The 23,721-nt window shown below is 60.5% G+C and carries 20 protein-coding genes; 6 read left to right on the forward strand and 14 right to left on the reverse strand.

What is annotated here, in order from left to right; translation table 11 throughout:
- From ACGLWX_RS15680 to ACGLWX_RS15695, 4 genes are read right to left on the reverse strand one after another with little or no spacing between them, the layout of a single operon-like run.
- Entirely contained in the window at positions 1 to 444 is a 444-nt protein-coding gene (locus ACGLWX_RS15680; protein WP_252108316.1) for a PilX N-terminal domain-containing pilus assembly protein, read from the reverse strand.
- Positions 441 to 1,481, reverse strand: a complete 1,041-nt coding sequence (locus ACGLWX_RS15685) for a PilW family protein (RefSeq protein ID WP_252108317.1) — start codon at positions 1,479 to 1,481, stop codon at positions 441 to 443. The genes ACGLWX_RS15680 and ACGLWX_RS15685 overlap by 4 nt, the downstream gene beginning before the upstream one ends.
- A 1-nt stretch (position 1,482) precedes the next feature.
- Positions 1,483 to 1,890, reverse strand: a complete 408-nt coding sequence (gene pilV / locus ACGLWX_RS15690; RefSeq protein WP_252108318.1) for a type IV pilus modification protein PilV — start codon at positions 1,888 to 1,890, stop codon at positions 1,483 to 1,485.
- A gap of 17 nt (positions 1,891 to 1,907) precedes the next feature.
- On the reverse strand, positions 1,908 to 2,387 hold the full coding sequence (locus tag ACGLWX_RS15695; RefSeq protein WP_252108319.1) for a GspH/FimT family pseudopilin: 480 nt from the start codon (positions 2,385 to 2,387) through the stop codon (positions 1,908 to 1,910).
- A gap of 278 nt (positions 2,388 to 2,665) precedes the next feature.
- Here ACGLWX_RS15695 and ACGLWX_RS15700 point away from each other — a divergent pair, with 278 nt between their 5' ends.
- The 4 genes from ACGLWX_RS15700 (at position 2,666) to ACGLWX_RS15715 (ending at position 7,635) form a co-directional block, all read left to right on the forward strand.
- The gene (locus ACGLWX_RS15700; RefSeq protein WP_252108320.1) at positions 2,666 to 2,854 is read left to right on the forward strand and encodes a hypothetical protein; all 189 of its coding nucleotides are present in this window, start codon (positions 2,666 to 2,668) and stop codon (positions 2,852 to 2,854) included.
- Positions 2,847 to 4,316 carry a sodium:solute symporter family protein gene (locus ACGLWX_RS15705; protein ID WP_396241138.1) on the forward strand — a complete coding sequence of 490 codons (1,470 nt, stop codon included), beginning with the start codon at positions 2,847 to 2,849 and terminating at the stop codon, positions 4,314 to 4,316. Before ACGLWX_RS15700 ends, ACGLWX_RS15705 begins: the two co-directional genes overlap by 8 nt.
- A gap of 288 nt (positions 4,317 to 4,604) precedes the next feature.
- Positions 4,605 to 6,176 (forward strand): Re/Si-specific NAD(P)(+) transhydrogenase subunit alpha, encoded by a 1,572-nt coding sequence (locus ACGLWX_RS15710; protein ID WP_396241140.1) that lies wholly within the window; start codon positions 4,605 to 4,607, stop codon positions 6,174 to 6,176.
- A 16-nt stretch (positions 6,177 to 6,192) separates the two neighbouring features.
- Positions 6,193 to 7,635 carry an NAD(P)(+) transhydrogenase (Re/Si-specific) subunit beta gene (locus ACGLWX_RS15715; RefSeq protein WP_396241142.1) on the forward strand — a complete coding sequence of 481 codons (1,443 nt, stop codon included), beginning with the start codon at positions 6,193 to 6,195 and terminating at the stop codon, positions 7,633 to 7,635.
- A gap of 107 nt (positions 7,636 to 7,742) precedes the next feature.
- Here ACGLWX_RS15715 and ACGLWX_RS15720 read toward each other — a convergent pair whose 3' ends face one another.
- The 10 genes from ACGLWX_RS15720 to ACGLWX_RS15765 form a co-directional block, all read right to left on the reverse strand.
- A complete protein-coding gene (locus ACGLWX_RS15720) occupies positions 7,743 to 9,746 on the reverse strand; it encodes a methyl-accepting chemotaxis protein (protein ID WP_396241144.1) in 2,004 nt (667 codons plus the stop codon).
- A 214-nt stretch (positions 9,747 to 9,960) separates the two neighbouring features.
- On the reverse strand, positions 9,961 to 11,766 hold the full coding sequence (locus ACGLWX_RS15725) for a S8/S53 family peptidase (protein WP_396241146.1): 1,806 nt from the start codon (positions 11,764 to 11,766) through the stop codon (positions 9,961 to 9,963).
- 89 nt (positions 11,767 to 11,855) lie between these two features.
- The gene (locus tag ACGLWX_RS15730) at positions 11,856 to 12,782 is read right to left on the reverse strand and encodes a biotin-dependent carboxyltransferase family protein (protein ID WP_252108326.1); all 927 of its coding nucleotides are present in this window, start codon (positions 12,780 to 12,782) and stop codon (positions 11,856 to 11,858) included.
- Entirely contained in the window at positions 12,779 to 13,483 is a 705-nt protein-coding gene (gene pxpB, locus ACGLWX_RS15735) for a 5-oxoprolinase subunit PxpB (RefSeq protein ID WP_252108327.1), read from the reverse strand. Before pxpB ends, ACGLWX_RS15730 begins: the two co-directional genes overlap by 4 nt.
- Positions 13,480 to 14,238: a 5-oxoprolinase subunit PxpA gene (locus tag ACGLWX_RS15740; protein ID WP_396241148.1), complete on the reverse strand. Its 759-nt coding sequence runs from the start codon at positions 14,236 to 14,238 to the stop codon at positions 13,480 to 13,482. The genes pxpB and ACGLWX_RS15740 overlap by 4 nt, the downstream gene beginning before the upstream one ends.
- Positions 14,239 to 14,262: 24 nt before the next feature.
- A complete protein-coding gene (locus tag ACGLWX_RS15745) occupies positions 14,263 to 16,032 on the reverse strand; it encodes a peptidase M14 (protein WP_396241150.1) in 1,770 nt (589 codons plus the stop codon).
- Positions 16,029 to 16,892, reverse strand: coding sequence for an ABC transporter permease (locus ACGLWX_RS15750; RefSeq protein ID WP_252108330.1), 864 nt, complete (start codon positions 16,890 to 16,892; stop codon positions 16,029 to 16,031). Before ACGLWX_RS15750 ends, ACGLWX_RS15745 begins: the two co-directional genes overlap by 4 nt.
- 8 nt (positions 16,893 to 16,900) lie before the next feature.
- Positions 16,901 to 17,824 (reverse strand): ABC transporter permease, encoded by a 924-nt coding sequence (locus tag ACGLWX_RS15755; protein WP_252108331.1) that lies wholly within the window; start codon positions 17,822 to 17,824, stop codon positions 16,901 to 16,903.
- 57 nt (positions 17,825 to 17,881) lie between these two features.
- Positions 17,882 to 19,402 (reverse strand): ABC transporter substrate-binding protein, encoded by a 1,521-nt coding sequence (locus ACGLWX_RS15760; RefSeq protein WP_396241152.1) that lies wholly within the window; start codon positions 19,400 to 19,402, stop codon positions 17,882 to 17,884.
- Positions 19,403 to 19,446: 44 nt separating this feature from the next.
- On the reverse strand, positions 19,447 to 21,291 hold the full coding sequence (locus ACGLWX_RS15765) for a dipeptide ABC transporter ATP-binding protein (protein ID WP_396241154.1): 1,845 nt from the start codon (positions 21,289 to 21,291) through the stop codon (positions 19,447 to 19,449).
- Positions 21,292 to 21,505: 214 nt separating this feature from the next.
- Between ACGLWX_RS15765 and ACGLWX_RS15770 the strand changes: the two genes are divergently transcribed.
- Both ACGLWX_RS15770 and ACGLWX_RS15775 read left to right on the forward strand, forming a co-directional pair.
- Complete coding sequence (locus ACGLWX_RS15770; protein WP_396241156.1) at positions 21,506 to 22,036, forward strand: winged helix DNA-binding protein; 531 nt, start codon at positions 21,506 to 21,508, stop codon at positions 22,034 to 22,036.
- 701 nt (positions 22,037 to 22,737) lie between these two features.
- Positions 22,738 to 23,721, forward strand: coding sequence for a TRAP transporter substrate-binding protein (locus ACGLWX_RS15775; protein ID WP_396241158.1), 984 nt, complete (start codon positions 22,738 to 22,740; stop codon positions 23,719 to 23,721).

A 23,721-nucleotide genomic window follows, 5' to 3' on the forward strand; every position in this document is an offset into this window, starting at 1 on the left:
TTACTCCACACGGACATAATCGGCTTCGAGAAAGACGTTGGTATCGCTTGAGCGTCCAACCCCAAACCCCTGGGCTTCGATACGGTAAAGTACCTCGAGTTTTTCTACTCCCTGGCTGGTGACGCGCGAGCCGATGACTTGACCATTTTGCTGGGGCATCCGATACGTTGGCGCATTGGATGAGCCAAGGCTGTTTGTCGAGTAGCGCATCCATTCACTGCTGGGTTTGCCTCCCTCGCTTAGTATGCGCTCGGCCTCTTGCAGCGCCGTTTCGGCCGCTTGAAGCGCGACGCTATAATCCTGCTGATTGGCCGCCATGCGCCCCTGAACCAAAGAGCCCTGCATCGATGAGAGGCTCACCAACGTGACGATGGCCAGAAAAATCAGGCACAGCACCAGCGCTAGCCCGCGCTGGCCGGCCGGGTATGCGCATTCGCGTTTCACAGCCGATTCCTCAGATCGATGGTGGTGGTGAATACCTGATAAAGGTGTCCATCGTTGGCTTCGAAAGGATCGAAACGAAAGTTGCCAGTCGCAATGCGTGTTGGCTCCTGACGCAGACCGGCGCGCTCGCTTTGCACGATCAGGCTGATACGCACGGCGAGAACCTCTGGCCACTGATCGACGCTTAGCCCCTCGACCGGCAGGTACGTATCGCCTACCAAAAAACGCGCGCGAAGCGCGACCACGTTACTTGCGAGCACTTCACTGCGTGGCGTAGCTGTGCTGGTATCCAAACGCATTAGCGAGGGTATGTTGGCGTTGGTCGGATCACTGCCCAGATAGTAAATGCCGCTATCCAGCGCGGTCAGCGTGACGGCCTGGTCTTGGCTATAGTTCAAGGGGGCGGCCTGAGGGCTACCAGTGGGCCAGCCGGACGTGATTTTTTTCAACTGGCCAGGCAGGCCCGCCGCGTTTAAGAAGAGCTCGCATTTTTGTGCGCTTTGTAGCAGCAGTAGGCGTGAACTGGTGGGGTAGGCAACGTCCGACGGTGGCGAGGTTTGAAACTCGAACTGCGGACCCGATACCGTCGCAATACGGCCTTTAATCGGCATGCCCGCCGCGCGAAAAGAGAAGCTTTGCGAGCCGGGTAGCGGCTGCTGGAGCGCGTTAGAGGCGGCCAGATTTTGAAACGAAGCAAAGCCCTGCAGCGCCGGGGCGGGAGTGGGGCTTGCAGTATTTGCTTGGCTTCGAACGCTGATAGTGACTTGGCCTGCCGCGCATCCACCCTTGAAATCCGCTTGGCGCAGCTCGCGTGATATCGTCTCCAGCGCGAAACGCCCGGTGTCCTGCATGTTGGCAAGCGCGGTGGTGATGCGGTAACTCTGCTGAGAGGCGACGAAAAGCTGGGTTGCGCCGAGAACCACCAGCACGCCGATCACCATCGCCACCATGAGTTCGATTAGTGTAAACCCCGTTTGCCGGCCCACGTCACGTTCGCTGAAACGTCGTTCCAGTATGAAAAGTGCAGGAAGGCTCATGTCAAAGCTCCGAGACCAGTGAAATCGTGCGGTTTCGGTTGGCGGAAGTGGGGTCTTCGAACTCGACGATCACTTCGATGCGAGGCAGGGCGACGTTGATGCGCCCGCGACCGTCAGGCAGCACATCCGCTAGATCATGTGTCCATTCCTGCTTGTCGTTGGCCGCCAGAGTGCCTCCACCGCTCGTTTGGTTAGTACCCAGTCGATACTCATTGGCCTGCGCCTTGTTGGCGCGAATGCGATCCATCATGTCCTGAGCCATATTGGTGGCTTGAGTCTCCAGATAGGCGCTTCTCTGCTGTGAGAGCGCTTGGGTCTGCAGCGCGACCACGCCGAGTAATCCGATCGACATGATGAGCATGGCGACGAGTGACTCCAAAAGCGAAAGACCTTGCTGTGTCGATCTCATACGGCCTCGGCATTGCCTCAAGGGGATGGGCAGACCTCAGGCGCATCCTGCACGCGAGAAAGCCCGCTGGGTTCCAGTCGAATACAGCGGGCCTGACCGCTGACTTGAAACGAAATATGTCGGATTTCGGGTCGGTCAGCCCGCAAGCGTCCAAGGCTCGTAAAGCGCAGCGACCCCGTTACGCCGCTTACCTCTAGTCCGTTGATCGACTGTGGCCAACGGCGCAGCGCTTGGCCGCTCGCCGTGACTTGCCACCCGGCTGACCACCCGCCCGACAGCGGGTCGAGCGTCACGCTGGTATTTTGCCGAACCGCTTCGCTTCTGGCGTAGTTAAGCGCGGTCTTGAACTCGTTGGTGGCACTCACGACACGATTGACCTCGACCATTCGCATGAAGTTGGGAAACCCCACGCCCGCAATCAAGGCGATAAGAGCGATGGCCACCAATAGCTCCAAAAGCGTAAATCCATTCATCCAGCGGTATCGTCTTGGGGCCACGTTGAGCTCTTTAGGGGTCTCAGGCGGCACCTGAAGCTCCATTCGTTATTGTGAGTCACTGCCATGTTTTGGAATTAAAAGACAGTGGATTGAATGATATTAAAGTACCAAATTGGCTGGAAGGATAGCGTTTAAATACCCGGTTTAAACAGGCGTAATTAAGCGCATACCCAGCGGTAGGCGGCATGGGCGTCGTTTACAGGCGAGCGAGGCGCTAAACTACGGGCCAATCGCCAAAGCGATGACGAGTAAACAAATTCAACAACAAGGGGTGACACATGGCGCGGGATAAATGGATGGGGGCGGTTGGGGTGGTAGTGGTTCTTTGCTACCTGGTGCCTTATACCCTGCTTTCGAACGTGGTGGCCTGGTACGGCAGCTTTCTTTTTTGGAGCGGGGCCGGGGTCGTCGTGATTGCGCTGAACATTTTTATGACCCGGCCGTTCAAGGAGCACGATCGTGACTGAATCGATGATCTGGATGGCCATTGCCATTTATCTTTCGGTATCGGTGATGATTGCTTTTCTCTCCCGCCAAAAAGGCGTAGAGAGCATGTCGGGCTTCTTTTTGGGCAACCGGCAGATGAACGGTTTCGTCTCGGCGCTGAGCTACAGCGCGACGACCTATAGCGCCTTCATGATGGTGGGCCTTGCCGGGCTGACCTACGCCGGCGGCGTGGGCGCGCTCGGTTTCGAGATCATCTACTTCGCCGGAGTGTCGCTGGTGGCGATTTTCGGGCCGCGTTTCTGGGCGGTGGGCCGCGCGTTCGGCTTCGTCACGCCCAGCGAAATGCTCGGTTTTCGCTATCACAGCAAGGCCGTGGCGCTGTCGATGTCGATTGCCAGCTGTATCTTTTTGATTCCCTACTGCGCGGTGCAGCTCGCAGGGGTGGGGTACCTGCTGGAGGGCATGACCAACGGGGCGATCGGTTTTACCTCCGGGGTGCTGCTGGCCACCGCGATCGCAATTCTGTTCGCGTACGTGGCGGGTATTCGCTCGGTGATGTGGACCGATTCGCTGCAGGCGCTGGTGATGATCGTTGCCTCGACGCTTGTCGCGCTGCTGGTCATTCAGGCGCTGGGCGGTTTTGGCGAGCTGTTCGATACCCTTGCCCGCGAGCACCCTGACGCCTTGACCGTCCCCGGTTCCGGGCTTTTTAGCCTGACGACCTTTTTAGGGCTGAGTATCCCGTGGTTTTTCTTTAGCCTTTCCAACCCTCAGGTGAGCCAGCGGCTGTTCATGCCGGCGTCGCTTTCGGCCATGCGCCAGATGCTGATCGGCTTCATGGTGTTTGGCTTCGTTTATACCCTGGTCTCCATTCTGTGGGGCTTTTCCGCGCTGACGGCCTTTCCGGGGCTCGAGCGTGCCGATCTCGCCACCCCCACGCTGTTGGGCTCCGACTTCATTCCGCCGCTGCTGGGCGTGATCGTCATGGTCGGTATTCTGGCCGCCGCGGTCTCTACCATCGACTCCATCATGCTGACACTGGCCTCGATGCTCTCGCGCGATGTGTATGCGCACGTGAAAAGCGATGTAAGCGAAAAGCGCCAGCTGCTGGTCGGTAAGTTCGTCGTGCCAGTGATCGCGCTGTTGGCGCTGGGGTTTGCCGAGCTTCAGCTCGATTTGATAGCGGTGCTCTCCGTGGCCGCCTCGTCAGGGCTGGTGGCCGTTGTGCCGGCGATCGTTGGCGCCTTTTTCTGGCAGCGCGGCACGGCGTTCGGTGCGCTTTTGAGCATTCTGGGCACCAGCGCGTTCGTGCTCACGATGTACGCGACCGGCAACGCGCTTTGGGGGCTGCCGGCGGGTATCTGGGGAATCGCTGTCGCAACGCTGCTGTTCATCGGCGGGAGCCTTTTGACCACGCCCCACGCGCCTTCCCGGGTGGCGTTTTTAGACGCGGTGAACGACGTACTGGCCAAAAGACGCTAACCCGCAGTCCTTATACTTTGCGAGAAGCGCCTAAGGAGCGGGTAATAGGGTTATGGGTGATAGGGTTGTAGGGGATAGGTCGATGGGTGACAGGGCAACGATAAAGCGTATTAGCCGAAATGCGAATAGTGATGAACGTAATATTACTACATAGTGGGTGGTTTTGAGATTACCGGTGCCTGGGTAGGTAACACTTGCTGGACAACAAGAGGCGGCCCTGTACCGGGCCGCGTTTCGATGCCGGGCGAGTAAGCGCGGCGGAGCTTTCTCATTCAGGGGAGACGACGAGTGAAAATAGGCGCACTAAAAGAGAGCAGCCGGGGCGAGGCGCGGGTCGCGCTCACCCCGGAGAGCGCGGGGCAGATTCAAAAGCTGGGCCATGAGTGCCTGATCGAGACCGGCGCCGGGGTGGCCGCAGGCTTCGACGATCAGGCTTACCGCGATGCCGGCGTGACGGTGGTCGACACCGACCAGGCGATTTTCGAGGCCGCCGAGGTCGTGATCAAGGTGCGCGAACCTAATGATGAGGAGGCTGAGCGCCTGCGCGAGGGCCAGACCCTGATCGCGTTCTTCTGGCCGGCCCAGAACGAGGCGATGCTCGAGAAGTGCCGCGCCAAGGGCGCGACGGTCATCGCCATGGACATGGTGCCGCGGATCTCGCGGGCGCAGAAGATGGACGCGCTCTCTTCCATGGCCAACATCGCCGGCTACCGCGCGGTGATCGAGGCGGGCAACAACTTCGGGCGCTTTTTCACCGGGCAAGTGACCGCTGCTGGCAAGGTGCCACCGGCCAAGGTGCTGGTGATCGGCGCAGGCGTTGCCGGGCTTGCCGCCATCGGCACTGCGACCAGTCTCGGTGCAGTGGTGCGCGCCTTTGACGTACGCCCGGAAGTCTCCGAGCAGATCGAGTCGATGGGCGCGGAGTTTCTGTTTCTCGATTTCGACAACGCCCAGGACGGTTCGGAAAGCGGCGGCTATGCGGCGCCCTCGAGCCCCGAGTTTCGCGAGAAGCAGCTCGAGTGCTTCCGCGAGCAGGCAGCCGATGTCGATATCGTCATCACCACCGCGCTGATCCCCGGCAGGCCCGCGCCAAAGCTCTGGCTCGAGGACATGGTCGCGGCCATGAAGCCGGGCTCCGTGGTCATCGATCTCGCCGCCGAGAAGGGCGGCAACTGCGATCTGACGAAGCCCGATGAGCGGGTGGTTAGCGACAATGGCGTGATCGTGGTCGGCTACACCGATTTCCCCTCGCGCATGGCGACGCAGTCATCGCTTTTGTACGCCACCAACATTCGCCACATGCTGACCGACCTCACGCCCGAAAAAGATGGCGTGATCGATCACAACATGGACGATGACGTCATTCGCGGGGCCACGGTCACGCACCAGAATGACATCACCTTCCCGCCGCCGCCGCCGAAGGTAAAAGCGATCGGCGCGTCCAAACCCAAGCCGAAGGAGAAAGAGCCCACCGCCGAGGAGAAGAAGGCCGCCGAACACGCCGCCTTCAAATCCCAGACCAAACGCCAGGTGGGACTTCTGGCCGTGGGCGGAGCGCTGATGCTGCTGCTCGGCCAGGTGGCGCCAGCGTCGTTCATGCAGCACTTCATCGTCTTCGTGCTGGCGTGTTTCATCGGCTTCCAGGTGATCTGGAAGGTGAGCCACTCGCTGCACACGCCCTTGATGGCGGTGACCAACGCGATTTCCGGCATCATCATTTTGGGGGCGGTACTGCAGATCGGCTCGGGCAGCGCGATCGTAACGCTCATGGCGGCGATTTCAGTGCTGATCGCGACCATCAATATCGTGGGGGGCTTTCTGGTGACACGCCGGATGCTCGCCATGTTCCAGAAATCCTGAGCGGCGGAGAAACGGTATGCTGAGTCAAGGGTTCGTATCCGCCGCGGCGATCGCGGCGAGTGTGTTGTTCATTCTCTCGCTGGGCGGGTTGAGTAATCAGGAAAAGGCCAAGCGCGCCGTCTGGTACGGCATCGTCGGCATGGCGGTGGCGGTGCTGTTCACCGCCTTCGGCCCCGGGATCGGCGGCTATGGCTGGCTGATCCCGATGATCGCGATCGGGGCGGCGATCGGCGCCTACTTGGCGCGCAAGGTCGAGATGACCGAGATGCCCCAGCTGGTGGCGGCGCTGCACAGCTTCGTGGGTTTGGCGGCGGTGTTCGTTGCCTGGAGCGCGGACCTCGAGCGTCGCCGGGTGCTGGCCGCTCGCGCCGCCGACGGCGTGATGCAGGAGTTTTCGGCGTTTGCCGCGCTGGTCGCCACCAAGGCGCCGGACGAGCTGGCGTTTTTGCAGGTCGAGGTGGTGCTGGGCATCTTCATCGGCGCGGTGACTTTTACCGGCTCCGTGATTGCCTTCGGCAAGCTGGCCGGCAAGGTCGACGGCAAGCCGCGCCAGCTGCCCGGCGGGCATCTGCTCAACGCCGGTGCGGCGGTGCTCTCGCTGCTGCTGGCCATCCTGTATCTCAACGGTGCCGGCTTCTGGACGCTGCTGGTTTTGGCGGGACTGGCGTTCTTCATTGGCTACCACCTGATCATGGGCATCGGCGGCGCCGACATGCCGGTAGTGGTGTCGATGCTCAACAGCTACTCCGGCTGGGCGGCGGCGGCCATCGGCTTTACGCTCTCCAACGACCTGCTGATCGTGACCGGCGCGCTTGTCGGCTCGTCCGGGGCGATTCTCTCCTACATCATGTGCAAGGCGATGAACCGCAACTTCGTCAACGTCATTCTCGGCGGCTTTGGTGGAAGCACCGGACCGGCGGCGGAGATCGAAGGCGAGCAGGTGGCGATCGACGCAGGCGGCGTGGCGAGCGCGCTCAACGATGCCGAGAGCGTCATCATTGTGCCGGGCTATGGCATGGCGGTGGCCCAGGCCCAGAGCGCGGTGAGCGATCTGGTGCGCAAGCTGCGCGCGGCAGGAAAGGACGTGCGTTTCGCCATCCACCCGGTGGCGGGCCGACTCCCGGGGCACATGAACGTGCTGTTGGCCGAAGCCAAGGTGCCCTACGACATCGTGCTGGAAATGGACGAGATCAACGACGATTTCGCCTCCACCGACGTGGTGATCGTCATCGGCTCCAACGACATCGTCAACCCGGCGGCGCAGGAAGACCCGAACAGCCCGATCGCCGGCATGCCGGTATTGAAGGTCTGGGAAGCCAAGCAGGTGTTCATCTCCAAGCGCGGCCAGGGCACCGGCTACTCCGGCATCGAAAACCCGCTGTTCTACAAGGAGAACAGCCGCATGTTCTACGGCGATGCGCGGGAAAGCCTGAATACGCTGCTGCCGCTGGTGGACTGAGTTTACCGGGCCGTTGCGAAAAACCCGCGATGAACTCGCGGGTTTTTTTATGGGCCGTTGTTAATGGCCAGCCCTTTGAGGGCAAAACGGTAAATCGGTCCGAGGCGTTAGAACTCTTCCCACTCCGCTACTTCCGGCTGTGGTTTGCGCGGCGCGGCGGGCTTGGCCGGCGAGGGCAGCGCGGAGGTGGCCTGAGCCGCAGAAGGCCTTGCTGGAGCGCGCCCGGTGGAGGAGAGCGCAGAGGCGAACGAGGGAGACTCGTTGCCCAGCACGAACTCGCTCATCAATCGGTCCAGACGCTCGGCGTTTTCGCGCATCTGCGCGGCGAGCGAGGCGTTCTGGCTGACCATGCTGGCGTTTTGCTGTGTCATGGTATCCATCTCCGCCACCGCGGTGTTGACCTGATCGATCCCCGAGGTTTGCTCTCGGGCGCCTGCGGCGATCTCGCCCATCACGTCCGTGACCTGGGTAATGCTCTTGTGAATATCGTCCATCTGCTGGGCGACCGCGTCGACGATCTGGTTGCCTTCCCTGGTGTGGTTCACGGAGACGTCGATCAGCGCGCGGATATCCTGTGCAGCAGTGGCGGAGCGGCTGGCCAGGGTGCGCACTTCGTTGGCGACCACCGCGAAACCGCGGCCCTGTTCGCCGGCGCGGGCCGCTTCAACCGAGGCGTTGAGCGCCAGGATGTTGGTCTGAAAGGCGATCGAGTCGATCAGGCCGATGATGTCGCTGATCTTGTGCGAGGATTCGTTGATCGCCTTCATTTTGGTCTGCATCTGACGCATCGACTCGTTGCCGCGCTGCGAGGCGCCAGCGGCTTCGAACGCGAGGCCATTGGCCTGCTCAGAGGCCTGGGAGGTGTGCGCGACCGTCGAGTGAATCTCCTCCATCGACGCCGAGGTTTCCTGCAAATTGGCGGCCGCTTGCTCGGTGCGCGAAGAGAGTTCTCGCGTGCCGTCGGCGATATCGCCGGCGCCGATCAACACCGTTTGGGCGTTGTGGCGCACCTCCTGAAGGGTGCCTTGCATGCGCTCGACGAAAGCATTGAAGCCTTTGGCCAGATCGCCTACCTCGTCCTGAGTCTTGATCTCTAGCCGACGCGTCAGGTCCCCTTTGCCTTGGGCGATATCCGCCATGGCGCTGGCGGTGTGCTTGATCGGGGCCAGCGCGCGGCGCGCTGTCAGGGCCACCACGATCAACAAGAGCCCGAACAGCACGACACCCACGCCAAACAGTGAAAAGAGAAGTTTGTTGGTCACCGAGGTAAACACGCTCATGGGGATGGTGGTGCCCACTACCCAGGACGTGCCCTCGACCGGGTTCCACATCAGCGTCTTGTGCTCGCCGCTTGGCATGATGATGTCGCCCTTGCCGGGGGTGCCGTAGAACATCTGCGTGCTCAGCGTGCTCAATCCTTCGTAGCCGTGAGTCTGGTCGCCCTCGGTATAGTTGAGCGCGAAGCGGTACGACGCTTCAGGGTGAGCGATGACGCGGCCCTGGCTGTCGATCATCCAGCCGTAGCTGCCTTCACCCACGTTGATGGCCGATGTAATACTGGATAGCGACTCAAGTGACAGCGCCAGACCCAAAAGTCCTGTCCGATTGCCTTGTGCATCGAAGATCGTTTCGACCATCAGCGCGGCAGGCTCGTTGGTCGCTTTGGAAATAAAGGGATCCAATAGCAAGCGATCTGCACTGCCCTCCACGACAAGGCTTTGAAAGTAAGGCCGCTCGGCGATATTCAGCGGCATGCCCTCTTGGTTGATCGTATTGCCGGCGGTATCGGAGATAAACAGCGATTCGATCGTACCATCGGACGAATGGCGCTTGGCGAGCCATTCCACATAGCTCTCCAGCGGCGCGCCTTGAGCAAGACGTTCGTCCTGAGCCAGTACGCCTAGCCACTTTTGATAGCCATCGATCCAGCGGCCAATCTCATCGGCACGCGCACCCACTTGGCGGGCGGCGGTGTTGTTGATCAGCGAGGGAATCGCCTGGTTGAGCTGTAGATTGACCACTACGCCCAGCACTAGCGCCACAGCCAGCAAGGGTAGCGCGACCGCAAAAAGCAGCTTTTGCGTTAACGAAAGACGAGCAAACTTACTCATTGATAGCCCCATTAGAAGAAGAGTCGGGCGCCGCCGAGCCGGCCAGCGCAACCGAAAAGACGAACGTTATTCGTTTTTTTCACTTCTTGATAACGGCGTACCGGGCTAAATCTTGAGTAAAAATGTCGACATTTTTTGATTTAATCTGCCAAATAAATTTATTTTTAGAAATTGTTAATACTTTCTTTCGATACAAGTAATGACGCCGTGTAGCCTACCGCGCCCGCTCCAGGCTCTGCACCGTCAGATCCAGTGCCTTGTACATGTCGAGTCGGGCCGACAAGCCAATATCCGGATGCGTCAGGTTGTTGGCGCGCTCCGAAGGCAGGATCGGTGCCGTGAGGTCATCCGCGTCGGTGGGTTCGAAATCGAACTCCTCGCCGATCGGCAGAGCGCTTCGGCGCAAAAGGATGCGCAGCTGCGCCGGCGTCAGGGTCGGGTCGATCGACATCATGGCCGCCAGCAATCCCGTCACCAGCGGCGTGGAGTAGGAGGTGCCGCAGTGCGGCTCACCCTGCTCGCCCTCGCGGGCCGTGGAGGCGCGCACGCAGGCGGCGGCGGTGATATCCACGCGCATGTCGATGTTCGAGGCGTCGCGCTTGATCGCGTAGCGGGCGTCCTCGACGGCGACCTCTTCGCCGCTTCGCTCGTGGCCGCCGACCACGAACAGCTGATCGGTGACGAAGGAGGAGGGCAGGCGGTAGTCGTCGCGCCCCGAAAACGACGAGGCGTTGCCCGCCGAGTTCACCACCACCACGTCCGGGTGCTCGCGGCGTAGCCACAAAAAGAACTCCTCGAGCAGCTCCTCGTAGCCATCCATGGCGATACCGGAGCGCACCAGCGAGTCGACCTCGTCGCCGTTGATATCGACGGTGCCTACGCGGTGGATGCCCCAGCTCCAGTTGAGGATGCGGGCGCCGTCTTCCACCAGGTTGACCGAAGCGGCCACGTTGGCGGTGATGCCGGCATCCGAGCCGCGATCGACGATGACGTCGAAGCCGGGGCCGACGCTATCGAGCCCGCGCAGAAAGCCGCTGTTGCCGCCTTCGTTCCAGGCGGCCGCCAGAATGCCCGCCACAGTGGTGCCGTGGCCGTCGGGTTCGGCGGCGTCGGTGGCGTAAACGCAGGTGCGCGTCGCGTTTTGGCGGCAGTCGCCCAGGTAGTCGGCGAAGTCGGGGGTGTCGAAATCAACGTTGCGCTCGATGACGCCGATACGCACGGGGTGAGTCTCGACATCGTCGTGATCCGGGTTCAGACGCCGCTGATAAAAGTTCACCGCGTCCAGAAAACGGTTCGCCGCCCACTGCTGGTCGTGAGCCTCGGGTGGGGCGCTGGCGTCCTGCTCGATATTTCCTTCAGTACTTCTTTCAGCACTTTCTTCAGTACCTTCTTCGATACTTTCTTCAGCATTCGATTCCTCCACCACCACGGCATCCACGCTGAGCTCGCTGCCGAGCCTAAGCACCAGCGCGTCGCGGGCGTCCAGGTCCTCGGCGGGTAGGCGCAGCTGGTAGGTGTTGAGCGGCGGGATCTGGCCGACGACCTCGGCGTCGTACTTCTCGGCCAGCCGCTGCGCCTCTTCCAGGCCGTCGTACTCCTCTTCGATGATCAGGCTGATCAGATCGACGTAGCTGGTGACGCCGTCCATGTTCTCGGCGACTTCGTCGTCGGTGGCGGCGATCACGTGGCTGCCTTGCAGGCTCAGCCAGACCGGGTTGCTTTGACGCTGGTGCTGTTCGAGCCACAGCGGGGCGCTTTGTGCATTACCATCCAGCGTGATGCGAAGCGCCTGATCCTCGCGCTCAATGCGCTCCGGCGCCAGCGGCGTACCGTCGAACGAGACCTGGAGCGGCGCACGCTCGAGACCGGCGACACTGACGCAGAACGTTCGGGTCGCTTGGTTGAACAGGTCTCCGCAGCGCTGGAGATGTTCGATACGCAGCGGCGCTTGGGCGTTGGCGAGAGAAGAAGCGAGTGCCAAGGCGGTGGCCAGCGGCAGGGCAAGAGAGTTGACGGCCATGTCAAGGCTTCCTGTGTGTCCATGAAAGCGCTCGAGCATAACTGCGCTGATTTAACCGAACATGAATGCGCTGCCGGGCTGGTCGTGGCTTAAGCCCAGACGCCCAGCTGGCGGCGATGGGTCATCTGCGCCTGTGTCGCGCTGATGGGCTGCAGGCGGACCTGGGCACCGGGTAAGCATTGAGCGAGCCGCGCGCAGGCGCTGGGGGTGAGCGCGCCGATGCGCGGGTACCCACCAATAGTCTGGCGGTCGTTCATCAGCACGATGGGCTGACCGTCCGGTGGAATCTGCACGCCCCCCAGCGGAATGCCCTCCGAAACGATGCCCGAAAGCGCGCTGTCAAGCGGCGAGCCGGTCAGGCGAATACCCATGCGATCGGCGCGCTGGTCCACCGTCCAGGTTTGGTTGAATGCCTGATAGAGGCTGCGCCCGGCGAACTGCGCTGCTTGGGAGCCCAGTACGATCGGCAGCGCGCACACCGGTCGGGGGAGTGGCAGTTGAACACCGCGTGGCAGGAAACGCGGCGCGAGTTCGCTGCCCTGCCAGACAAGGCGGTCGCCGGCTTGCAATGGACGGCCATCATCGTGCAGCCCGCCTATCTGCTCGCGTGCCGTACAGGCACGGCTGCCCAGTACCTCGGGCGCGATCAGCCCGCCCGGAAACGCCAGGTATGTTCGAAGCCCGTCCTTGGGCTGGCGAAAGCTCAGGCGCTGGCCGGGGGCCAGGGTGAACGTGCCCCGTGCGGTAAGCGGCTTGTCGTCGAGACGCGCCTCCAGATCGGCGCCGACCAGGGCGAGTGTGACCTCGACCTCGGCTTCGAGCGTCAGGTTGCCGCCCATGACGATTTCCAGTGCAGCGTTTTCCGGCGAATTGCCCAGCAGCCAGTTGGCCCAGCGGCAGGAGATCCAATCGGCGGCACCGCCTTGAGTCACGCCCAGATGGCTGACGCCAAAACGCCCCGCATCCTGGATCAAGGCGAGCGGACCAGCCTGCTTAACGAATAGTCCCGGGGTCATGCGCGTTCCTCCAGCGGGGTGGTATCGCCGCCGTCGGCTTCGAAATCGGCTTTCGAGATTGCCCTGAATCGCACCTTGTCGCCGGGGCGCAGCAGCGGTTCGCCTTGGCGGGCGTATTCGAAAAGCGGCACCGCAGTGCGGCCTAGAATATTCCAGCCACCGGGTGAGAGCAGTGGATAGATCGCGGTCTGACGATCAGCGATACCAACGCTACCCGCTGCGACTCGCTTTCTGGGGGTGGCGAGCCGTGGCGTGGCGAGTGCCTCTTCCACCAGTCCCATGAAACCGTAGCCTGGTGCGAAGCCCAACGCGAACACGCAATAGTCATGCTCACAGTGGCGTCGTATCAACGCCTCCACGCTCATTCCGGCGCTGCCCGCCACTCGTTGAAGCTCCGGGCCCACACTCTCGTCGTACCATACCGGAATCGAATGCAAACGGCCGTACTCTGTATCCGCTGGGGTCAGGTGATTGAGGGCGTGGCGAATTTTGCTGGATGCTTCGCAGAACGAAAGTCGCGTGCAGTCGTACTGCAGCAGCAGTGTCGTGTAGGAGGGCGTCAGATCGATCAAGTTGCCCTCGAAGGCCTGACGCAGCTCACGCTCCGCCGCGATGATCCAAGCCATGTTGTCCTCGTTGATGGTGTCGAACAGGCGCACCGTTATCGCGTCCATGGCCGCGGTTTCAAGGCGCACTCTCACGCTGACTCCAACGCGTTGAAGGCCTCGCGAATGGCCCGCACCGCGGCCACGGATTCCGGGTTGTCGCCGTGTACGCAAAGCGTGTCGCTTGCAAGCGTCAACGGCGTGCCGTCGCGGGCGATCAGCGGCTCGTTCTTGGCCAGCGCCACGGCTTGGGCCACGATGGTCTTTCGGTCATGGTGCACCGCTCCTGCCAGCTGGCGCGATACCAGGTGCCCGTTGGCCTCGTAGGCGCGGTCGGCGAAGGTCTCGAACCAGAGTATGACGCCCACCTCGTCGGCCAGCGCCCGCTGGCTCTCGGTGTCGGCGGTTGACATCACCATGAGAGGGAGCGTGGCGTCGAAGGCGCGCACGGCTCGCAGCGCGCCTTCGAGCAGCGTCGAATCAGCGGCCATGTCGTTATACAGGGCGCCATGTGGCTTGATGTAGGCAAGCTCGGCGCCTTCGGCTCGGCAAATACCGGAAAGCGCGCCTGTTTGATAGAGAATCATGTCCTCTACCTCGGCGGCGGAGCAGGCCATGGAGCGCCGCCCAAACCCCATCAGATCTGGATAGCCCGGGTGGGCGCCGATGCGTACGCCGTGCTCGGCGGCCAGCGCAACGGTGCGACGCATCACGTGAGGATCTGAGGCGTGATAGCCACAGGCGATGTTGGCGCAGTCAACGAACGGCATCACCTCGGCGTCCAGCCCCAAGTGCCAGTTGCCGAAGCTTTCGCCCATATCGCAATTGAGTTGAGGGAGTATTGTGTTCATTGTTGACTCTCCTGTTGGCATCGATCAGCGCGGCGTGGCGGGAAGTGTCAGCGACTGATAGCTCTGGTAGGCACTCATGACGGTTTCGTACTGCACCTGATGGGCCATCGTGAAATCCTGGCCGTAGATCGTCTCGTCCGGATACTCGGTAATCAACTGAAGCGGCGTGAGCTGAGTATCGTCGCAGGTCAGCAGGTAAGGTATATCGTGGCGCACGGCGAATGCCAAGCGCCCGGCGTGAGCTTCAAACGCCGTGATCTGGCCGCGGTTGTAGTCGACCAGCCCCGGTACCGTCGACAAATGCGCCGTGACTGCCTCGAGCAGCGCTTCGGCCTGCGCTTGCCAAGGTCCGTGGTAACGAATGACGAGAAAGAACCCCTTGGGAATCGACCAGAGCTCGAAGTTGCGCGGCACGTAGCCGGTCAACGGGCGGGTCCACTCGTGGGCCGGATAGCCGTGCAGATTTATATGTAGCTGCGCACCGCTTACTAAGCGAGCGCGTTCACGAATGGCCAGCTCGAACTCGCCGCCTGCAGGTTGAGCTTGCAGATCACTGCCGAAGGCCGTGTAGCGAGCGGCGTGATGCATGTGGGTCGGTTGCTCGGCGACCAGACGCTGCTGCAGGCGATAGCCGTCCGGGTTCTCCAGCGGTGAAAGCACGAAATGGGCCGCGGGTGTCAGGGCAAGATCGCGCCCCGCGCGCAGCGCCGCCACGATGCCCGAGGGCTCGTTGGCGTGCTGGGCGGCGCTGATCATTACTGGTCGATCATCGCCCTGGCGATAGCGCGCTCGCAGAGTACGTCCGCTGCGGCTTTTTGCGTGAATCAGCGTGCCCTCGATGCTTTCCAGCTGGGTCTGGATCCGGGCCACACTCAGCGGATGTTCGACGCGATCGAGAGGCGTTGCGGAATCATCCGTCGAGGCCTCGTCGGTCGAGAGTGCGCGTAGCGTGATCGACAGCGCCGGCGACGCGCCGGGGCGGGTCTTGATCTCCGGCACGATTTGGCCTGGCTGGATCGAGCGATCTCCCAGCGGCAGGCCGGCAAGGCGCTGGTAGACCTCCAGCAGCGAGAAATAGAGCTCCTCGTGAAGCGCTTCAGCCAGGCTTATATGCTCTAGCCCGAAGGGCAGTGGTATATCCTGGCATGGCAGGGTGACGCTGATGTTCAGCTCGTCGAAAAACGGCTGTTCGGCAGGCCACTCGGCTTGGGTGACGGCGTTCATGGCCGCCTCGAAGAGACGAACGTAATCGCATGTGAAAGAGGCGCTTTCGTGCTTGCCATCACTCCCTTGCCAGTCGATCCAGGCGCAAGGCGAGAGCAGCCAAGCTTGCACGTGATCCTGATGGTAGCGATTGGGCGCCGCGACCTGCACCGTCTTCCGGATGCCATCCTCGTCGGTCAGCTCGAGTTCATAGTAATAGAGCGCGGTGTGCGACGGGACGTCGATGGCTTCCCAACTCAGCTCGACCTTCTCGCCGAGCAGCCCTGCAAGCGGATAGGCTTCGAGAAGAAACCGCTTGGGCGTTTCTGTTGGCGCTGGATAGCGAACGTGCAGTGCGCGCAGTCCATGGGTGTCGAGCTCTTCGATCGCGTAATGTACTAGGGGTTTATAGGCGCTGTGAAAGCGCGCGTCGATTCCATGGGTGGCCAAGGCCTGTTCAGCGCGCCGGCGAGCGGTTGGATCATCGAAAACCCAAGCGTTGAGCGTATCTCCGGGGGCGAGCGTATCCTGGTAGTGCGCGACGAGCGCATCGACGCTACGCTCAAAGGTAGTTTCCAGCAGTGTGATCATCGTGAGGTCCGTCCTGTGGGGTCCAGGGTGTCGCGTAGCCAGTCACCCAGCAGGTTGAGGCCCAGCACGGTGAGCAGGATTGCCACGCCTGGGAAGACGCTGACCCACCAGGCGGTCTGTAGATAGGTGCGACCCTCGGCGAGCATGCCGCCCCAGCTCGGGATGACTGGATCGACCCCCAGGCCCAGAAAGGTCAGGCTGCTTTCCAGCAGAATGTTGTTGGCCACGTTTAACGTCATCAGCACGATGACCGGGCCCAGCAAGTTGGGCAGCAGGTGTTGAAACAGGATGCGCCAGTCCCGCACGCCGATCGCTTGGGCCGAAAGGATGAACTCCCGATCCTTGAGCGAAAGCACCGATCCACGCACCAAGCGCGCGTACTGTACCCACTGTGAGATGATCAACAAAATGATCATGTTGGTCAGCCCCCCGCCGATCACCGCGATGAAGGTGATTGCCAGCAGGATGAAGGGCAGGGCGAGCTGCACATCGGCAAAGCGCATCACCACCATGTCGATGATACCGCCGTAGTAGCCGGACAAAAGGCCCATGACGATGCCCAGCGCCACCGCGCCGAGGGCCGAATAGAACCCTACCTTGAGCGATATTTCGCCGCCAATGATCACTCGCGCCAGCACGTCGCGCCCTAGCGGGTCAGTGCCCAGCGGAAAGCTACCGTCCGTTAGCGGCGCAGTGAGACGCATGGCGAGGTTGACGCCACCGCCCCCATCGGGGAATAGAAAGCCCGACAGCAGCACTGCGAGGCCGATACTGCCCACAAGCACGGCGCCCAGGATGAACTCAAGGCTCTTAAAACGTTGCAGATTCGAAAACCTAAATGAACGTGAATTCGACGACATGGGGGCCCCTAGCTCTTGCGCACGCGGGGATCAACGAAGCCGTAGGCGACGTCGACCAGCAGATTGATGGAGATGATCAGCAGCGACAGCACCGTGATCACGCCCTGCAGCACCGGATAATCGCGCGCCGCCACCGCATCGAAGGCCAGCGTGCCGAGCCCGGGCCAGTTGAACACGCGCTCGACCACTACGATGCCGCCCAAAAGCCCGCCGAACTGCAGGCCGAAGTAAGTGATCAGCGGAATTGAGCAGTTGCGCAGCGCGTGCTTGTAAAGCACCACCGAATTGGAAAGCCCCTTGGCGCGCGCTACCATGATGTACTGCGAGCGCAGCGTGTCCAGCATAGTGGTGCGCACTAAGCGCACGTTGGTCGCGGTGAGGATGATACCCATCGTCGCGGCGGGCATGATGAAACTCTGCCAGCCTTCCATGCCGCTGGGGGGGAGCAGGTTGAAAGTGATGGATAAAAGCAGCACCAGCATGATGGCCAGCCAGAAATTGGGAAAGGAGAGGCCGACCAGCGAAACGATGCGTATCACCTGGTCGGGCCATCGTCCACGGGAGACCGCCGCCGTTACGCCTAGCGGAATCGACAAAGCGATGGAGACGAACAGCGAGGCGAATGCCAGTGACAAGGTCGCTGGCAGCGCTCGTCCGATCAACTCGCCGACCGGTGTGCCGCCCATGAAGCTGCGGCCGAGATCGCCGGTGCAAAGCCCTTTTAAGAATTCCAGATATTGCACCAGAAACGGTTGGTCGAGACCGAGTGCCTCGCGAATGCGCGCCAGATCGGCTTCAGTAATACTGCCCGCGCCCTGAGCCAGCATAACGGCGGGATCACCGGTCAGCCGAATCGCGAACGACACGATCAGTGTCACTGCTACGAGCACGAACAGTGCTTGCAGCAGACGATAGAAAAGAAACTTGGCCACGTGGCCTCCCCTCGAAAAACAGGCGGCCGCCGCCTTGAAAGAGGCGGCGGTTTAGGCTTACTCGGTAACGTCGACGTCAGTGAGGCGAATCCGGCTATCCGGCGCTGGTTCGAAGTTCTCGACCCGGCTACTAACACCGTACAGCGCGTTCAGGCTGTAAAGCGGCATTTCCAGAGCCCGCTCCTTGGTATAGCGAGCAACGGACTGCAGTAGAGTTTCGCGTTCTCCACGGTCGGTGATACTGCGCTGGCTCTCGAGCATCTCGTCCAGCGTGGTATCGCTGTCGTAGGGGTTCCAGCGCTCATCCGTGTGATACATCAGGTAGGCGGTGTTGTCGAAATCGAAGGTCCAGCCGCCCCATTTTTGCTGAAACATAGCGCCGGTACGCCCGGCGGGAATGATGTCGTTGAGCAGCACATTGGTTTCGTAGGGCTGGATAGAAGCATTGAGACCCACGCCCTGCAGGTAGGCTGCGACGACCTGGGCCACTTCGGCGAAAGTAGCGTCATTACCGCGGATATCGATTTGAAGCGAGGTGCCGGGCTCGACTCCCGCCTCGGCGAGCAATTCCTGGGCACGCTGAGGGTCGAAGGGATAGGGCTCGAGCTCGGGATCGAACCCGAAGGACTGTTCGCCCTGGAAGCTTGCGATCACGTTGCCTTCACCCGCCAGAATCGAGTCTACGATCGCCTGACGGTCGACCGCCATGATGATTGCCTGGCGAACCCGCTCATCGGCGGTGATACCCGACTGAGTATTGAAGCGCAGCGCTTCTACGGTGGGAGAGGCGACGCTAACGACCTCGGTATCAGGATGATTGTTGATCGAATCGATCATGCCGATGGGAATGGTCGGCGGCAGTACGATGTCTACCCGGCCGGATTGCAGCTCGGCCACCGCGGTGGATGGCTCTGAGATAAAACGGTAGGTGACGCTGTCGAGTTTCGGAGCCCCACTCCAGTGATCGGCGAAGGCTTCAAGCTTTACATCAGAGCGCGGTGTGTACTCGACCACCTGAAACGGCCCGGTACCTACCGGATGCGTATTGAAGTAGTCATCGCCGTGCTCTTCAATGTAGCCAGGCGGTACGATCATGGCACCATAACCAGCCAGCTTGGTCAGCAGTACCGGGTCCGGCTGATTGAGAAAGAAGTCGACGGTATAGTCGTCGATGACATCGACACGGGAAATTGATGTGTAGTTGGAGCGCTGAGGCCCGCGAGCGCCCTCTTCACCGAGTAGACGATCAAAGGTGAACTTAACGGCCTCGGCGTTAAAAGGCTCGCCGTTATGAAAGACGACGCCTTCTCGCAGTGTGAAGCGGATACGATTGCCGTCGTCCAGCTCTTCCCAATTAGTGGCAAGCCCCGGCACCAGCTCAAGATCCGGACCGCGATAGGTTAGTCCATCGAAAATGTTGGTGGCCACCGATGCCCAATTGACGAGGAACGTGTCGATCGGGTCCCAACTGCCGGGATCCTGAGGGGAAGCAATGGTCAACGAGCCTGCATGGCTACTGGACGCGGCGGCCATGGCCGCGGCAAGGGTGCAGGCTTTAAACAGCGTTGTCTTTTTCATTGATCGTTTTCTCTGCGGTTGTTTTTGAGGTATAGAACGAAGCACTACAAACGCGACGAGGTGCTGCCGCGGGAGACGAAATGGCCAGCAGCTATCTCGTCGAGAGGATGAACGGTGGGTTCGTCGCCCACCCGACGAATCGGGCTTGGAATATCGCCGTCCATCAGTAGGTGCTCGCGACGATGATGTGGGTCGGCCACCGGCACCGCCGACAAGAGCTTGCGGGTATAGTCGTGCTGAGGTGCGTCGAAAACCCGCTGTCGAGATCCCATTTCGACGATCTGCCCCAAGTGCAGCACGGCCACGCGGTGGCTGATCTTTTCTACCACGGCCATATCATGGCTGATGAACAGATACGCGAGACCCTCTTCGCGCTGTAACTGCATCATCAGGTGGATGATCTGCGCCTGAATGGAAACATCCAGCGCTGACAGCGCTTCATCGGCAACGATCAGCTTAGGCTTGGAGGCCAAGGCGCGGGCGATACAGATGCGCTGACGCTGCCCGCCGGAAAACTCGTGAGGGTAGCGTTTTGCGTGTTCTGGTGTGAGGCCCACGCGCTCAAGAAGCTCGCTGACCCGGTTCTTGATGCGCTGGCCATCACCCATCAGGCGGTGGGTATGGATAGGCTCGGCGATCGAGAAACCTACCGTTTTGCGCGGATCGAGCGAGGCGAAGGGGTCCTGGAAGATGTACTGTACTTGCTGACGCAGTTTCATCTTTTCTGCGCGGGACATCCGCGCCACGGGCTGGCCGCTGAAAACGATATCGCCGCTAGTGCTCTCCTGCAGTTGCTGGATGGTGCGCCCGATAGTGGATTTGCCGGAACCCGACTCGCCCACCAGCGCCAACGTCTCGCCGGGGTAGATATCGAAACTGACATTCTCGACGGCGTGTACGCGGTGGCTCACCCCACCGAAAAAGCCTTTATGGATGTCGAAACGCGTGACGAGATTGCGCACGCTGACCACCGGAGTGTCCTGTAAGCGTACGGTGTTCTGCAGCGTAGACTCGCCCTCACTGAAGACTTTATCGCCATCGAAGATCACCAAGGGTTCGGCCCGGGGGAGAGCCTCCCCTTGCATGCTACCCAATGTCGGTACCGCTGCCAGCAACGCTTGGGTGTAGGGCTTTTGTGGCGTCGCGAAAAGCGTGGTGACATCCGCTTCCTCGACTTTTTCGCCATTGCGCATCACCACCACGTGATCGGCTACCTCCGCCACTACGCCCATATCGTGGGTGATGAAGATCACCGCCATGCCAAGCTCTTTTTGCAGATCCTTGATGATGGCGAGAATCTGCGCCTGGATAGTAACGTCGAGCGCCGTGGTGGGCTCGTCGGCTACTAGTACCTTGGGCTTGCAGGCCAGCGCCATGGCGATCATCACACGCTGCCGCATTCCACCGGAAAGCTGGTGGGGATAGCGTTTCAAGAGCGACTCGGCATCGGCCAGGCGCACTAGACGCAGCAAGCGCAGCGCCTCTTCACGAGCCGTGACGCGAGTGTAGTCGCCGTGGAGTAGAAGCACTTCAGTGATCTGGTCGCCCACTGTATAGACCGGGTTGAGCGAGGTCATCGGCTCCTGGAAGATCATCGAGATCTCCTTGCCACGCAGCTTGCGCATTTCCTTGTCGGATAATGTGGTCAGATCCAGCGCCGTGTTGTCGCTTGTGCTGCGAAACAGAATGTGGCCTTGGGTAATATCGGCGTTGAGGTAGTGAACTAGCCCCATTATGGCCAACGATGTCATCGACTTACCTGATCCTGACTCGCCAACGATCGCGAGAGTCTTGCCAGCGTAAAGATCGAACGAGAGATCCTTGACGACACGATTGGGCCCGAACGCGATATCGAGCGATTGAACGGAGAGCAGAGGTGTTGATGACACGTAGTTACCTGTACTTTTTATATAATTTATCTAGAAATTATCTGCATGGTGTTTGAGTGTCAATCGGGTATTGCGTATTAAAGTTCTATGAATGCCTCCATTTGCAAGACGGACAGTGTTTGCCAAACCTCGCTCAAAAGGCTGATCATGGCATTTCTCGACTTTTTTGACCGACTCAATAAACTTCTAAAAATCAATCATGAAGAGCATGCCAATGAGTAATGAAAGCCCGCCTTCGCCCGCCAGGCGAGGACCTATCGTGTCGTCAGAGCACCTGTCCCATAGCGCGCAGGAGTTGTCCGAGTTCGAGTTCGGACTGATCATTTCGAGTAATGCTTTCAATCGCTGGATGGTGCGCTGCATGACTGCAACGGGTTACCCAGAGCTTGGGTCGCTGGATGTATTGGTGTTGCACAGTGTCAATCATCGGGCGCGCGCTAAACGCCAAGGCGATATCTGCTTGGTACTGAACGTCGAGGACACCCATACGGTGACCTATGCGCTGCGTAAACTGGTGAAACTCGAATTGGTCGTAGGTGAAAAGCAGGGCAAGGAGACGCTTTTCCGCGCAACCGAGCAGGGTCGCAAAGCGTGCAAACGTTACGCTGAAATCCGCGAAGCGTGTCTGATTGAGTCACTGGATTCCATGGGGATCGAGCGCAGCGAAATCAGTCGATTGGCTGGCATCTTACGAGCGATGTCCGGCCTTTATGATCAGGCGGCGCGCTCGGCAGCGTCGCTCTAATGTCATACGTGACAAGTCATTTGAGGTTTTTTCAGGATATGTTTTACGTAGGCTGTAGCTAATAGCAATCTTGAAACCCCTAAGCGGCGCGGCAAATACCGGCCAGCGGCCCAGTCGGATAGATCATTATGTCCTCGACTTCGCCGGCAGAGCAGGCCATGGACGCCGCCCGAATCTCATTAGATCCGTATATCGCCGATAGGCAGCGATTCGCACGCCGTACTGGGCGTCCAGCCCCAGGCGCCAGTTGCCGAAGCTTTCGCCCATGTCGCAGTTGAGCAGGGGAAGGGCCATGGTGTCTCCTGTCACGGTGTTGAAGGCAGTGAATGCTGTTTTTGACGTCTTTCCAATATAGGGGAGAGGCTTTTTTGATTGCCAGCCATTTTTCTGCGGATGCTATCGTACTGAAACGCTGGGCAATGCTGGCCGGCGGTGCGAAGCGTTGAAATAACGCACGATATTAGCGCCTACACTGAGACACCCGGGCTGCCCGTTTGAGCCTTGATGCCCGCCGACATGGGATCTAAGAGGGTTTTGACGATGGTTTTCAAGCCCGTTGGCGCGTCTTTTGGCGTGATGCAAGCGAGCCGTTTAATGGCTGCGCTACTTGGCCTTGAAGTTGCATCGACATCGCATTCACATTCATATTCGAGTGTGTGCTTTAAAAACAACGACCCGACAGGGAACAAGAGGAACTATCCATGCGTATTTGTGCCACCCAATCGCTGCTGCTGATATCTGCTTGCGCTTTCGCCTCGAGCGTACAGGCCGCGCAGTGGACCATGGCGACGCCTTACGGCGATGCCAGCTTTCACACCCAAAACACCAAGCAGTTCGCCGAGGACGTCGCCGAGGCGACGGATGGCGAGCTGACCATCACCGTTCACAGCGGTGGCTCGCTGGTGGCGCATGGCGAAATCAAGCCGTCGGTGCGTCGCGGCACCATCGATGCCGGCGAAGTTTTCCTGTCGGTGCTCTCCAACGATGATCCGATTTTTGAAGTGGATACGCTGCCCGGTGTGGCTGGAAGCTACGACGAGGCCTTTGCGCTTTGGCAGGCGACCAAGCCAATGATCACCGAGCTCTTTGCCGAGGAAGGCCTGATTCCGCTCTACGCGGTGGCTTGGCCCGCCCAAGGGATTTACACCAGCGAGCCGTTGACCGACCCGGCGCAGTTCGAAGGGCTGCGTGTACGCGCCCCGAACATCAATACCCAACGCTTTGTCAGCAACCTGGGCGGCAGCCCCACCGAGACCGAGGAGTCGGACATTCCCACCGCCTTCAGCACCGGCCGGGTGGATGCGATGATCACCTCGAGTTCGACGGGCAACGCCATGACGGCCTGGGACTACGTCTCGGATTACACCGACGCCAACCTGTGGCTGCCGAAAAACATCGTGTTCATCAGTCAGCGAAGCTTCGACCGCCTGGACGAAGAGACTCAAAGCGCACTAATGGACGCGGCAGTCCGGGCTGAGGAGCGCGGCTGGGAAGCGAGCCGTGAAGATAACCAAATGAGCCTCGAGGCACTTGAGGAGAACGGTATCGCGGTTTCCCAGCCCAACGAAGAGGTCTCGGCAGCGTTACAGCGCGCCGGCGACACGCTGTTCGAGGACTGGCGCTCACGGGCGGATGACGAGGCCGAGCAGGCGCTGAGCGACTACCGTGAACAGGTCGGCCAATAA

The organism is Halomonas sp. HMF6819, assembly GCF_044335525.1.
In the GTDB taxonomy this organism is placed as follows: Bacteria; Pseudomonadota; Gammaproteobacteria; order Pseudomonadales; family Halomonadaceae; genus Vreelandella.